Here is an 11,997-nt window from a genome sequence, read left to right on the forward strand (position 1 = left end):
TGGTGCGTCCGCGTGCCACGGCCGGTGGCGTCGCCGCGCACCGCGCTCACCCGAACGGTCGTGCACCGACACGACCGGCGGCGAATTCTCCGGCACGCGCCGGGCGGCCGGCCACCGGGTGCCCCGAATGGTCCAGACCACTCGGCGGGCGGGCGGCGGGTCCGGCGGGCGTCGCGCGCAGCGGGCGGATCGGGCATCAGACGGCGGGCAGCAGCTCACGGCCCCGTTCGAACCACCAGGCGTCGAACGCCGGGCTGCACCCGCGCCGCGCCGCGTACGCCACCATGACCTGGTGGTGGATCTCCTCGATGTGCTCGGCCACCACGGTGCCCGGCCGGTAGAACAGCCGCAGTTCCTGCCACATCGGCGTGCCCTCGATCGCGCGCACCACGATGCTGTCCGGGTGGTCACGGCTGGTCGCCAGGGCCGGGCCCACCGCGAGCTTCGCCCGCACCAGCTCCAGCAGCGTGGCCAGGCACTGCGGGTTGTGCGGCTGGCGCAGCGCGAGGCCGTGCTCGTGGCACACCTGGCTCAGGTAGGTCCACCAGCGGGTCGCGCCCGGCGGCTCGTCCACCCAGGCGTGGTCGAAGATGTCGGCCAGCGGCACCGGGCCCGACCGGGCGATCGGGTGGTCGTGCGCCATCATCACGAACACCGGCTCCGCCGGGTGCACGAGCGCGCTGGCCACGCCCGGCGGCGTGGTCAGGCCCGCCAGCGGCGGCCGGTAGACCAGCGCCAGGTCCGTCTCCCCGATGGCGACCTTCTCCACGCCGATCCGCTCGTCCATGTCCTCCTGCACGCTCACGTCCGCGCACCACGGCTGGTCGCGCAGCCACCGGCTCACCTCGACGTGCAGGTACCCGCAGTAGCCGCCGACTCGCAGCGGGTCCGACGGCCCGCCGCGCCGGGACCACTCGCCCACCCGCTCGGCGATCGCGGACATGCTGCTGAGCACCACCCGCGCCTCGCCCAGCACCTCGGTGCCCAGCGGCGTGGGCAGGCAGCCGTACTCGGCGCGGAAGAACAGCGGGCCGCCGACGCTGTGCTCGATGCGCTTGAGCAGGCCGGACAGCGCGGGCTGGGTCATGCCCAGCAGCCGGGCGGCCCGGGTGAGGCTGCCGGTGTCGTCGATCGCGGCCAACGCGCGCAGGTGGCGCACTTCCAGCTCCACGGGACCTCCGCACTCCCCGCGCAGGCGGGTCCGCCCGCCCCTGGGTGGTCCCGCGACCGTACCGCCGTCCGGCGCGCGCGGGAAAGGGGTCCGCAGCGGTGCGGACCCCTGACCCGGTGCGTGGTGGGAGCTACGGCCTGGTCGTCTCCAGGGTGAACCGGCCGGACCCGCTGTAGGAGCGGACCAGCCACCGGTACTTGCCGGCCGTCCCGGTGTAGGTGACCGTCTCGGTCGAGTCGGGACCCGTGCCGGACGCGACCGTGCGCCACGTCGTCCCGCTCTGCTTCTGCAGGTACAGGTCGAAGTCGGAGCCCGCCGGGCCCTTCAGGCAGCCCTTGTGCGCGCCCGCACCCGCGTCGTACGACCCGGCCGTCGGCTGCACCGCGCTGCCGCCGGAGGTGACCGTGCCGGTCGCGGACGTGCCGCAGCCCGGCGGCGTGCCCGGACCGCCGTCCGAGGTCAGCAGCGTGACGCCGTACGTGCGCAGGATCTCGGCCACCGGCTGGAAGTAGGTGGTGGCCGCGCCGCCCTTGCAGTCGCCGGACCCGCCCGAGGTCACGCCCTGGGCCTGGCCGTCGGAGATCGCCGAACCGCCGGAGTCGCCGGGCTCGGCGCACACCGTGGTCTCGATGGCCTCGTAGACCTTGCCGATCTCCGGGCCGTAGTCGACGGTCGCGTTGCGGGACCGGATGGTGCCGCAGTGCCAGCCGGTCGTACCACCGGACCGGCAGATCGCCGCGCCGACCGGCGCCTCCTGCGACCCCTTCACGGCGACCCGGCCGCCGTTGTAGTCGTTCACCGCGCCGACCGGGGTCTCCCCCGCGCTGGTGCGCACGAACGCCATGTCGTCGGTCGGGAAGCTGGAGCCCTCGAACCGGCCGCCCGGCTGCGTGGTCGTCTCGCCGACCTCGCCGCAGTGCCCGGCGGTGATGAACCCGCCCTGCACGGGGAACCCGACCGAGCAGCCGTACTTGCTGGTCCAGTACCGGTTGCCGCCCACGACGTCGATCAGCGGGCGCGGGCGCTCCAGGCTCTCGGCGTAGATCACCGCCGCCGGGTCCGCCCCGGTGGCGGCGACCCACGCACGCGCCCGGTCCGCCGCCCCGGGCGCGTGCTTGACCACGACGGCGTTGGCCGCCGGGTCCGTCTGCCACCCCGGCACGCCCGCCGGAGCACTCGCCGCCGCGCGGTCCAGCCGCGCCTTGGCCGAGTCGAGCGCGGCCTCCGAGCGGCGCACGACCCGGGGTTCCGCACCCCGGGCCCGCACGGTCGCGGCGGCCCGCTCGTCGGTGACCGCGACGACGAGCGCACCCCGCTCGGCGTCGAACCAACTGCCGCCCAGGCGCGGGCCGAGGGCCGCGCGCAGCCCCCGGTCCGCCTGGGCCGCGACGCGCTCGGCGGCGAGCCGGGCGACCGGGTCGGCGACGCCGAGGTCGCGCCGCATCGCGGCGAGCACCGGCTGCTCGGCGGCCGAGGGCTCGCCGAGGGCCGGTGTCGCGGCCACCGCGAAACCCCCGACGGTGGTCATCACCACCAGCGCGACGACCGGTGACAGGCGCAGTCTGGACATGCTGGATCTCCTCGCGGTGCAGGGGACCGCCGAAGGCCGCGCGGCAGGGGGTGCGGCGGAGGCGGGCTGTCGACGGCCCGCCCCGGCGGTTCACCCGAACGTAGTCCGCGCCCGTCCGGCCGGGGAGATCACAGATCGCCATAGCACCGCCGAAACCCCTGGTCCGACGCGCTGCGCAGGCACTGTCGGCGGCGGCTTCGAGGCACGCGGCGGGGTGACACCGGCACCCGGCCACGGCCACAATCGGACACCTACCACCACATCCGGCGGAGGGAGCGGCGTGGCCGCGTTGACAGACCTGGTCCGGGCCAGGCTCAGGGCACCGAACTTCTGGCACCTGGCCACCGTGAACCCCGACGGCTCGCCGCAGGTGACCCCGATGTGGGTGGACCTGGAAGGCGACCTCGTCGTGCTCAACACCGCCCTGGGCCGGGTGAAGGAGGAGAACCTGCGCCGCGACCCGCGCGTGTCGCTGTCCTGTGTGGACGGTGCCAACCCGTACGACCGGGTGGAGATCCGGGGCCGGGTGGTGGAGTTCGTGGTCGGCGAGGAGGCCGAGGAGTCCATCGACCGGTTGGCGCGCAAGTACGTCGGCACCGAGCGCTACGAGTGGCGCATCCCCGGTGAGCGCCGGGTGATGCTGCTCGTGGAGCCGACGAAGGTCCGCCACGTCGTGGGCGTCGAGCCGTTCCGGCCCGGGGTGCTGGAGGACAGGTAGGCGTCCGGGCCGCCGCGCTCGCCCGGTCGGTGCGAACGCGGCGGCGGTCCGCCGGGGCGGCTCAGGACGCCGGGTCGTACTCCTGCGGGTGCACGGTGTTGCTCAGCAGGCGGCCGTGCGCGCCGAACGTGAAGTGCGTCGGCCGCTCGCCGGACTCGTCCAGGCCGAACAGCACGCCGTGCGACCGCAGCCGGTGCACGTCGCGGTGGTCGGCGACGGTGACCGACGCGCACGGGATGACCTTCTCCCGCCAGGTGAACACGAAGATGCCGGGCCGCAGCTGGTAGGCCGAGTTCTCGTCGGTGTCCGCCAGGCCCTTCTCCGGGCCGGCCAGGCACTGCCAGGTGTACCAGTGCGGGCTGAGGTAGACGTGCTCGTAGGCGTGCTCGGTGCTGTAGACCCACATGGCCCGGCGGCCGATCAGCGATCGGGTCGGCGCGGGCTCGGCGCCGCCCACCACCGCGTCCCGGATGGTCGCGGGCGTGAACCGCTGGGTGACGCGCGGGACGCCGGTCTCGTTGATCGTCGTGGTGACCAGCAGCGCGCGGCCGTCGCGCACGTCCAGGAACAGCGACACCGCCTCCTGCGGCCGGGACTGCGGGTGGAACTGGGTGTAGTACAGGCCGTCGTCGACCAGGAACGTCTCGCAGTCGTCGGTCCCGCCGTCCCACTCGATCCGGCTCCCGGCGAACCGCGCAGTCGGCAGCGGCCCGTCCGGGCCGTCGAGGGTGATCTCGCGGCCGTCCAGGTCGCCGACCGTGGGCGCCTTGTTCGCGTCGAACCCCGGAGCCAGGCCGTCCAGGGGCAGCCAGGTCGAGGTGTCCGACAGGGTCGATGCGGTTTGGGTCACGGGCGGTCCTTTCTCGACGTGATCGCAGTCTTGCCCCGGCGGCGGGCCCGGGGAACCGGCCGGTGCGCGGTCGTGCGGCAGCGGACAAGGACGGTGCGTCGACCGACAACCCGGGCCGCCGCCGGCCCGTCCAGGATGGCTGTCGTGGAACTCGGGCTTGCGGGCAAGAAGGTGCTGGTCACGGGCGGCGCTTCGGGGATCGGCCGGGCCTGCGCGCGGGCGTTCGCGGCGGAGGGCGCGGACGTCGTGGCGCTCGACCTGGCCGACGGGCCGGCCGACGTGCGCGCGGTGCGGGCGGACGTGACCGACGAACCGGGCCTGGCGGCGGCGGTCGCCGAGGCGGTGGCCCACCTGGGCGGGCTCGACGTGGTGGTCGGCTGCGCGGGCGTGTCCGGACCGGTCGGCACGCCGCTGGTGGACACGGCGGCGGCGGACCTGGCGAACGTGCTGGCGGTCAACGTGACCGGGCAACTGCTGCTGGCCAAGCACACCTACCCGCACCTGGCGACCGGCGGTGCGATCGTGCTGCTGGCCAGCGACTCGGCGTTCGTCGCCGCGCCCGGCATGGCGGCGTACTGCGCGTCGAAGGGCGCGGTGGTCGCGCTGACCCGGGCGCTGGCCGTGGAACTGGACCGGGTGCGGGTCAACTGCGTGTGCCCGTCCGTGGTGGACACGCCGATGGCCCGCGCGGACCTCGGCGACGCGGCACTGGACGACGCGGCGTTCCCGGTGCAGTCACCGGACGACGTGGCCCGGCAGGTGCTGTTCCTGGCGACGTCGCCGACGCTCAACGGTCACGCGCTGCTGGCCGACTACGGCTACTCCGCCCGCTCCGGCTTCCCGGCCTGATCAACGGGTCCGCTCGACTCTGCCGGCTCAGCGGTCGTGCCCTCACCGGTCGGCTCGGCGGTCGGTGAGGGCTCGTCCTCCGGGTCGGTGATCCCGAACAGGACGAGCAGCACCGCGCCCACGGTCAGCGCGATGTCCGCGACGTTGCCCACGAACCAGCCGTTGTAGTCGATGAAGTCGACCACGTGCCCGCGCGCGAACCCCGGCTCCCGGAACAACCGGTCCAGCAGGTGCGTGGTCGCGCCACCCAGCAGCAGCGCCAGCGCGAGCGCCCGACCGACCGGCTGCGGCCGGAGCGCGTAGCGCACGAGCACCACCACGGCCACCGCCGCGACGATGGTGAAGATCCACGTCGAGCCGCTGCCCAGCGAGAACGCCGCGCCGGGGTTGTAGAGCAGCCGCAGGCGCAGGAAGTCCCCGATCAGCGGCACGGGCGCGCGCCCGACGAGGGTGGACTCGGCCCAGAACTTGGTCGCCTGGTCGACGAGCAGGACCGTCGCGGCCAACGCGGCGACGATCGGGAAGCGGCGGGTGTGGGTACTGGTGGTCATCGCCGGCGATGGTAGTCGAGCCCGGGTGCGCGCCCGGTGAAGCCGGGTCGTGCGCACCCGAACCGCTCTGTCATCGCTCACCCACTCACCTCCGCCCTCCCCGCCACCAACACCGATCCCGCAATGATCGCCGCCAGTCCCACTGCCGTGGACCACCGCACCTGCTCGTCGAGGAGCAGCCAGCCGAGCACGACAGTGACGCCGGGCGACAGGTAGAACGCCAATGTCGCTTTGCCCGGTCCAGCGCGCGCGATGAGGCCGTAGAACACAGACAACGTCAAAGCCGTGAACACCACGCCCAGCGTGATCAAGGCAATTGCGCTGCTCAACTGTGGCACGTTCTCCGGCAACAGCAATGCGGCCGGGATCGCAGTTGCCGCACTACTCACCAGCATGGCCGATGTCGCCATACCAAGCGGTTCGGCGAAGCCAAGTTTGCGGTGGATCAGGATCGAGCCGACGGCGTAGCACAATGCGGCTGCGGTGACCAGAACGCCACCGAGAAACAGGTCAGAACTGCCGCCGATATCCACCCCGAACAGCAGTGCAATACCGGCAAAGCCCAACACCAGCCCGAAGATTCCCCTGACACCCTTCGGCCTCTCGTCGGGCGCGAACCAGGTGGCGAGTACTGCGACAAACAGCGGTTGCGCCCCGATGAGGATGCCCGTAAGACCGGCAGACAGCCATTGCTGCCCGTAAGTAAGCAGGAGCAGAGGCGCGGTGGACTGCACCAGCACGGTCACGAGCACCCACCACGGGTGCTTAAAAAGAGGCTTCAAGACATCGCGGTGAATGGCTAGCGGCACGAGGATCAGTGCAGCGATGAAGACCCGCCCGAACACCACAATCACCGGCGGAAACCCGCGCAACGCAACCGCGATAACCAGGTAGGCCGCACCCCACAAGAAGGACAACGTTGCGAGCAGCAGCCAGTTCCTGCGGTTCATTACCCGGCGCTTTCGGTACGGTCTCCACGTTCGATCAGCACGGACCGATGCTACGGGGCAGCATCCAGAAGCGTCCGCACAGCGCCGAGTTGCCTGTAGGGCTGAAACTGGGGCAGCAGCTCGCGCACTCGACGCTGGTTGCGACCGGAGCCGGTCTGGACGGCAAGCTCCCAGGCTTCGAGGGCAGCAGCGGCAGCAGCCTCGGGCTCGACGGCTGAGGTCCGGACGGTGCGCGACGATATCAGGTGGGCGATGGCCAGGTCGATGAGCGTGCCGGAGCGCTCCCGGACGTAGTGCACAGGCAACGCCCGGACGGCTTCCTCCAGCGCAACCACCGCAGCGGCACCATCACCCAGCCGCACGAGGCAGCGCCCCTTCAATCGCATGATGTGCTCGACGCCGTTGTAGAACCCGAGCCACTCCGGTACGTCGGCTTGGTCGACGCCATCGAACAGCCGCTCGGCCTTGGCCAGCGCTGCTGCTCCCGCCCGGTGGTCTCCGGCCAGGGCGTACGCCTCCCCCATGGCTTCGGAAAGCCAGGAGTGGACGGCGTGGCCAACGCCGAAGCGGGGGTTCTCGGCCAGTTGCAGCGCGGCCAGCAGCAGGCGCACCGCATCCGGCCCTCGACCCGCGTGCAGGTGGATGTAGCTCATGATCCCCAGCACGTAGGCGTGCAGCTGCGGGTCCTCACCTTCTTGCGCGCTGGACAACGCCAGTGAGGTGTAGCGTCGCGCTGCGCCGTAGTCCTGGTGATCGATTGCCAGCCAGGCGGCCAGCTGGGCGGTGTCGCCGAGAATCAGAGCGAACCGCTGGTAGCAGGATGACGGCACGTTGTCCGCCATCCCCATCAGCCGGTGAAGCTGGGACACGGTGTGCTCGTACACCGCTGCCGAACCGGCTTGGTAGTCGATCTGTCGGTAGGCGCTCGTCAGCGTCTCGTACTGCATCAGCAGCTCAGCGCGGACCACCCGTGGTGCGGGCACTGTCCGGGCGGATGGAATCGAACGTTGTGTCGCCGCAACGCTTTCCGCCTCGGCGCGCAGCAGCTCGTCCAGTTCGTTCATCGTGATCTTCAGCAGCCGAGCCAGTTTCGGGCGCTGGTACGGCAGTGGCTCGCGGGTGCCCTGTTCCCAGCGGGCCACTGTGGAGCGGTCGACGTGTGTGGCTTCTGCGAAGGACTCCTGGGTGAAGCCGGCGGCTCTTCTGGCGCGGATGAGGCCGATACGTCGTGCCGCCATCGGGTGACCTCCTGGCATCTGCCTACCGCATCCTGGGGATGGACGTTCCCGCTGGTTGAGCGTAGCGGTGAATCATGCGGGCCCCGTTCGGGCGATGCCGGTGCCTCGTGGCGGCGCTGTTCGCCACCTCACCGGGATTCCACTCTTGGTCACGGCCGTGGGAACACCGGATCGAGGGGGCGGAGGTGTCGTACACCATTCGGCTGCGCGCTGACGCCTTCGCCAGAGCAGTACAGCTCGCGGGCTTCCGCTCGGACTACGGACTTGCCAAGGCGATGGAGGTCAACCGCTCCACGGTCGCACGGGTGCTGAGCGGTCTCCTGCAACCCGGTCCGGCCTTCATCGGCGGCGCTCTCGTCGCCCTGACCCCGATGTGCTCTAACGATCTGTTCGAGGTCATACCCACGTCCACCCCCACCGACCGTTCCTCGACAGGAAGGCAGGGCAATGCCGACGGGCCTTTGTGCTTCTGAGCGACAAGGAGAGGAAGATCGTATGACCGAACCGGCCGAACGTCATGGGCCGACCATCGCAGGACTTCCGTGGAGTGCGAAGCAATTCACCGCAATCATGCGTGAGCTGGCGGCCGGCGGGGCGCCACGGCTGTTCGCGCTCGTGGAGGAGTACGGCGAGGCCGAAGACGCACGTGTGGCGGGCTACGGCCTGGCCTACGCCGACCGGGCTGACGTCAACTCCGTGGACGGTCACGCTCCCTTGCGCTCCCAGAACGCGGAGAACGCCCGAATCCTGTTCGAGATCAGCGCGCGATCCACAGGAGTGTCACGAGTGCATGTGGTGTGGCTGGACGAGACGATCCCTGCGACGCACGGAGTTCAGTCGGCCAGGCCGGCTTCGTAGCCCGCTATGACGAGTTGGGCACGGTCGCGGGCCATCAATTTCGTCATCAGGTGGCCGATGTGGGTCTTCACGGTGTGGCGGCTCAGGTGCAGGCGTTGCTCGATCTCCTGGTTCGACAGGCCCCGCGTGATGAGTGCGAGCACTTCCCGCTCGCGCGGGGTCACGCCGGTCAGTCGGTCCGGGCTCGGGGCACGGGTGAGGTAGTCCTCGATCATCCGGCGGGTGACGCTGGGTGCGAGCAGTGCCTCACCCGCCGCCGCCGCGCGGACCGCGTCCAGCAGGCGGGCCGGTGGGGTGTCCTTGAGCAGGAAGCCGTCCGCTCCGGCCCGCAGCGCTCCGCGCACCGCCTCGTCCTCGTCGAACGTGGTCAGCACGAGCACCTTCGGCGCTGCGGGCAGCGCGGTGATCCGGCGGGTCGCCGCGACGCCGTCCAGGTCGGGCATCCGGACGTCCATCAGCACGACGTCGGCCCGGGTCCGCTCGGCCAGCGCGCACGCCTCTCGCCCGGTGCCGGCCTCGCCCACCACGGCCAGATCGGGTTGCGCGTCCAGCAGGACCCGGACGGTGTCCCGGAACAGCGGTTCGTCGTCGGCGAGCAGGACCCGCACGCGGTCACCCGGCACGGCGGGTCCCGAACGGGAGGGTCGCCCGCACCGCGAAGCCGCCGCCGGGCGCGGGGCCGGCGACGACCTCGCCGCCGTGCAGCGCCGCCCGCTCCCCCATCCCGAGCAGGCCGTGCCCGGCCGGGCCGCGTTCGCCGACGCCGGGCGGGCCGGTGCCGGCGTCCTCGACCGACACCACCAGCCGGTCGCCGTCCAGCGCGGTGGTCAGCCGGCAGGTCGGCGGGTGGCTGTGCCGGCGCACGTTCGTCAGCGCCTCCTGCGCGATGCGGTAGGCCGAGATCCGCACGGCGGCCGGCACGCGGGCCAGGTCCACCAGGTCCGCGACCACCTCGACGCCGGCCGCCCGCGCATCGTCCACCAGGCGGTCCAGGGAGGGTGCGGCCGTGTCGCGCAACGGGCCGAGCACCACCCGGACGTCCTCCAGCGCCGCCCGGCCGACCTGTTCGATGGTGCGCAGTGCCGCGCCCTGCTCGTCAGGGTGGGTGCCCGCGAGGTGCGTGGCGACGGCCGCTTTCATGGTGATCAAACTCAGGTTGTGGCCGACCACGTCGTGGATGTCACGGGCGATGCGCAGCCGCTCCTCGGCGACCGCGCGGCCGGTGCGCAATTCGGCCAGTTCGGCGGCCTGCCGGCGGCGGACCCGCAGCGCCGCCGCCACCGCCCACGCCGCGACGATCACCACTGCGGTGAAGAACAGCGTGGACAGCGGTGACGTGGCGAACGACTCCTCACCGCCGCGCGGCGGGATCAGCGGCAGGCCGGGCACCGCCCACACCGCCACGCCCGCGCCGCACACCGCGGCGACCGACCCGACCGCGTGCGGGAGCGCGGGTCTCGCCGCCGCCACCGGGTACAGCGCCCACGCGACCGCGAACGGCACGGTCTCGTTGCCGCAGCCGACGACGACCATCACGACCCCGAGCACCACCGTCCCGACCAGGGCCACGACCGGACGCCACCGCCGCAGCGCCAGCGACCCGCCCAGCGCCACCGCGAGCGCCCACACCGACACGTGGTGCTGAGGCGTGCGGAGCACCACGGCGACCACGGCCGACGCCGAGGCGACCACGTCCACGGTGGTCGCGAGCCAGGGCTTCATGCCCGACACGGTATCCGCGCCACGGCCGGCGCACCTCGGACTCCGGTCCGATGCGGGCAGCCCGCGCGCGGACCGAGACTGCGCGGCGTGTTCACGTCGATCATGTCCGTGCTCCTGCTCTTCTCCCCCACGATCGCCCCGACCACGACCACCACCGCGAACCCGGACGCCGCCGCGATAGACCGCGTGGTCGAGGAGTACCGAAAAGAAGCGGGGGTGCCCGGTGCGGCGGTGGCCGTCACGCGCGGAACGACCGTCGTGCGCGTGGCCGGGTACGGCCGGACCCCGGACGGCACGGCCGTGTCCGAGCGCACGACGATGGCCGTGGCGTCGGTCAGCAAGTCGTTCACCGCGCTGGCCGTCGTGCAGCTCGCCGAGGCGGGCCGGTTGCGCCTGGACGACCCGGTGCGCGACCACCTCCCTGAGTTCGCGCCGGCCGACCCGCGCGCCGGGCGGATCACCGTGCGGCACCTGCTCGACCAGACCTCCGGCCTGTCCGACGCGACCTCGACCGTGCCCCGCGTGGACACCCTGCGGGAGGCGGTCGCCGCGCTGCGGGACGCGACGCTGGCGTCGGACCCGGGTGCGAAGTGGCAGTACCACAACCCGAACTTCCAGGTGGCGGCCCGGCTCGTGGAGGTGGTGAGCGGCGAGACGTTCGCCGACTACCTGCGCCGGCACGTGTTCGAGCCCCTGCGCATGTCCGACAGCTCCACCGCCGACACCGAACGCGACCTGCCGCCCAGCGCTCGCGGGCACCTCAAGGTGCTCGGCGGGGCCGTGCCGCTGCCCGAGCCGCCGGCGTTCGGCAACGGGTCGGGCGGCGTGCTCAGCTCCGCGCGGGACATGGCGTCGTGGCTGGTCGCGCAGAACACCGGCACGTCGATCGCCACGCCGGAGGGCATCGCCGCCGCGCACACCCGGTCGGCGGGCTCGTACGGCCTGGGCTGGTTCGTCGGCACCACCGGCTCGGGCGCACGGCTCATCGACCACGGGGGCGACCTGTTCACGTCCACCGCCTACCAGGCGCTGCTGCCCGATTCGGGGTACGGGATCGCCGTGATGGCCAACACCGGGACGCAGTACGGCGACGCGCAGGCGCTCGGTGACCGTCTCGTGGCGCTGGTGGAGGGGCGGCCGTTCGAGCCGGTGTCGGATCCGTTCCTGGTGGTGGACGTCGTCCTGCTGGCTCTGGCGGCGGGTGTGGTCGCGTTGGCCGTGCGCGGGGTGGTGCGCGCCCGCAGGCACGCGCGCCGTCCGTGGTGGCGGTTGTTGCCGTTGCTGCTGCCGGTGCTGCTCGCGTCGACGATCCACCTGGTGGTGGGGTTCCTGTACCGGGGGCGGGACGTGTCGTGGCAGCAGGCCGCCTACCTCTACCCGACGTTCACGGTGCTGCTGCTGGTGACGGCCGTGGCGTGCGCGGTCGTCCTGGTGGTCGGGGTCGCGCACCGCGCCCGACGCCCGGCCGCCCCGTGATCGGCCCTCCGGCCCGTCCGTCGACGGACGGGCCGGAGGGGTCG

At 72.4% G+C, this 11,997-nt stretch carries 13 protein-coding genes; 5 read left to right on the forward strand and 8 right to left on the reverse strand.

Annotation, left to right across the window (positions count from 1 at the left end; all coding sequences use genetic code 11):
* Window positions 1–196: 196 nt before the first annotated feature.
* Together AB0I60_RS20745 and AB0I60_RS20750 are read right to left on the reverse strand one after the other, a co-directional pair.
* Window positions 197–1,171, reverse strand: a complete 975-nt coding sequence (locus AB0I60_RS20745) for a LysR family transcriptional regulator (protein ID WP_360732052.1) — start codon at window positions 1,169–1,171, stop codon at window positions 197–199.
* Window positions 1,172–1,301: 130 nt separating this feature from the next.
* Window positions 1,302–2,741, reverse strand: coding sequence for a S1 family peptidase (locus tag AB0I60_RS20750; RefSeq protein WP_360732054.1), 1,440 nt, complete (start codon window positions 2,739–2,741; stop codon window positions 1,302–1,304).
* A 280-nt stretch (window positions 2,742–3,021) separates the two neighbouring features.
* Here AB0I60_RS20750 and AB0I60_RS20755 point away from each other — a divergent pair, with 280 nt between their 5' ends.
* Complete coding sequence (locus AB0I60_RS20755; protein ID WP_360732055.1) at window positions 3,022–3,459, forward strand: PPOX class F420-dependent oxidoreductase; 438 nt, start codon at window positions 3,022–3,024, stop codon at window positions 3,457–3,459.
* A 61-nt stretch (window positions 3,460–3,520) separates the two neighbouring features.
* Here AB0I60_RS20755 and AB0I60_RS20760 read toward each other — a convergent pair whose 3' ends face one another.
* A complete protein-coding gene (locus AB0I60_RS20760) occupies window positions 3,521–4,309 on the reverse strand; it encodes a molybdenum cofactor biosynthesis F family protein (RefSeq protein ID WP_360732056.1) in 789 nt (262 codons plus the stop codon).
* Between the two features lie 144 nt (window positions 4,310–4,453).
* Between AB0I60_RS20760 and AB0I60_RS20765 the strand changes: the two genes are divergently transcribed.
* Window positions 4,454–5,158 (forward strand): SDR family oxidoreductase, encoded by a 705-nt coding sequence (locus tag AB0I60_RS20765; protein WP_360732057.1) that lies wholly within the window; start codon window positions 4,454–4,456, stop codon window positions 5,156–5,158.
* Here AB0I60_RS20765 and AB0I60_RS20770 read toward each other — a convergent pair.
* From AB0I60_RS20770 to AB0I60_RS20780, 3 genes are all read right to left on the reverse strand, one after another.
* Window positions 5,128–5,709, reverse strand: a complete 582-nt coding sequence (locus AB0I60_RS20770) for a signal peptidase II (protein WP_360732059.1) — start codon at window positions 5,707–5,709, stop codon at window positions 5,128–5,130. The two genes, AB0I60_RS20765 and AB0I60_RS20770, sit on opposite strands and share 31 nt — an antisense overlap.
* A 77-nt stretch (window positions 5,710–5,786) precedes the next feature.
* A complete protein-coding gene (locus tag AB0I60_RS20775) occupies window positions 5,787–6,659 on the reverse strand; it encodes a DMT family transporter (RefSeq protein ID WP_360732061.1) in 873 nt (290 codons plus the stop codon).
* Window positions 6,660–6,709: 50 nt separating this feature from the next.
* Window positions 6,710–7,897, reverse strand: a complete 1,188-nt coding sequence (locus tag AB0I60_RS20780) for a helix-turn-helix transcriptional regulator (RefSeq protein WP_360732062.1) — start codon at window positions 7,895–7,897, stop codon at window positions 6,710–6,712.
* Between the two features lie 107 nt (window positions 7,898–8,004).
* Between AB0I60_RS20780 and AB0I60_RS20785 the strand changes: the two genes are divergently transcribed.
* Window positions 8,005–8,370 carry a transcriptional regulator gene (locus tag AB0I60_RS20785; protein ID WP_360732063.1) on the forward strand — a complete coding sequence of 122 codons (366 nt, stop codon included), beginning with the start codon at window positions 8,005–8,007 and terminating at the stop codon, window positions 8,368–8,370.
* A gap of 22 nt (window positions 8,371–8,392) precedes the next feature.
* Complete coding sequence (locus AB0I60_RS20790) at window positions 8,393–8,755, forward strand: hypothetical protein (protein WP_360732064.1); 363 nt, start codon at window positions 8,393–8,395, stop codon at window positions 8,753–8,755.
* Here AB0I60_RS20790 and AB0I60_RS20795 read toward each other — a convergent pair.
* A complete protein-coding gene (locus AB0I60_RS20795; RefSeq protein ID WP_360732065.1) occupies window positions 8,731–9,378 on the reverse strand; it encodes a response regulator transcription factor in 648 nt (215 codons plus the stop codon). The genes AB0I60_RS20790 and AB0I60_RS20795 overlap by 25 nt on opposite strands.
* Complete coding sequence (locus AB0I60_RS20800) at window positions 9,368–10,477, reverse strand: sensor histidine kinase (RefSeq protein WP_360732067.1); 1,110 nt, start codon at window positions 10,475–10,477, stop codon at window positions 9,368–9,370. The genes AB0I60_RS20795 and AB0I60_RS20800 overlap by 11 nt, the downstream gene beginning before the upstream one ends.
* Before the next feature lie 87 nt (window positions 10,478–10,564).
* Here AB0I60_RS20800 and AB0I60_RS20805 point away from each other — a divergent pair, with 87 nt between their 5' ends.
* Window positions 10,565–11,953 carry a serine hydrolase domain-containing protein gene (locus AB0I60_RS20805; RefSeq protein ID WP_360732068.1) on the forward strand — a complete coding sequence of 463 codons (1,389 nt, stop codon included), beginning with the start codon at window positions 10,565–10,567 and terminating at the stop codon, window positions 11,951–11,953.
* The last annotated feature ends 44 nt before the right edge of the window (window positions 11,954–11,997 follow it).

The sequence above is a fragment of the Actinosynnema sp. NPDC050436 genome (assembly GCF_040655415.1).
Lineage (GTDB): Bacteria > Actinomycetota > Actinomycetes > Mycobacteriales > Pseudonocardiaceae > Actinosynnema.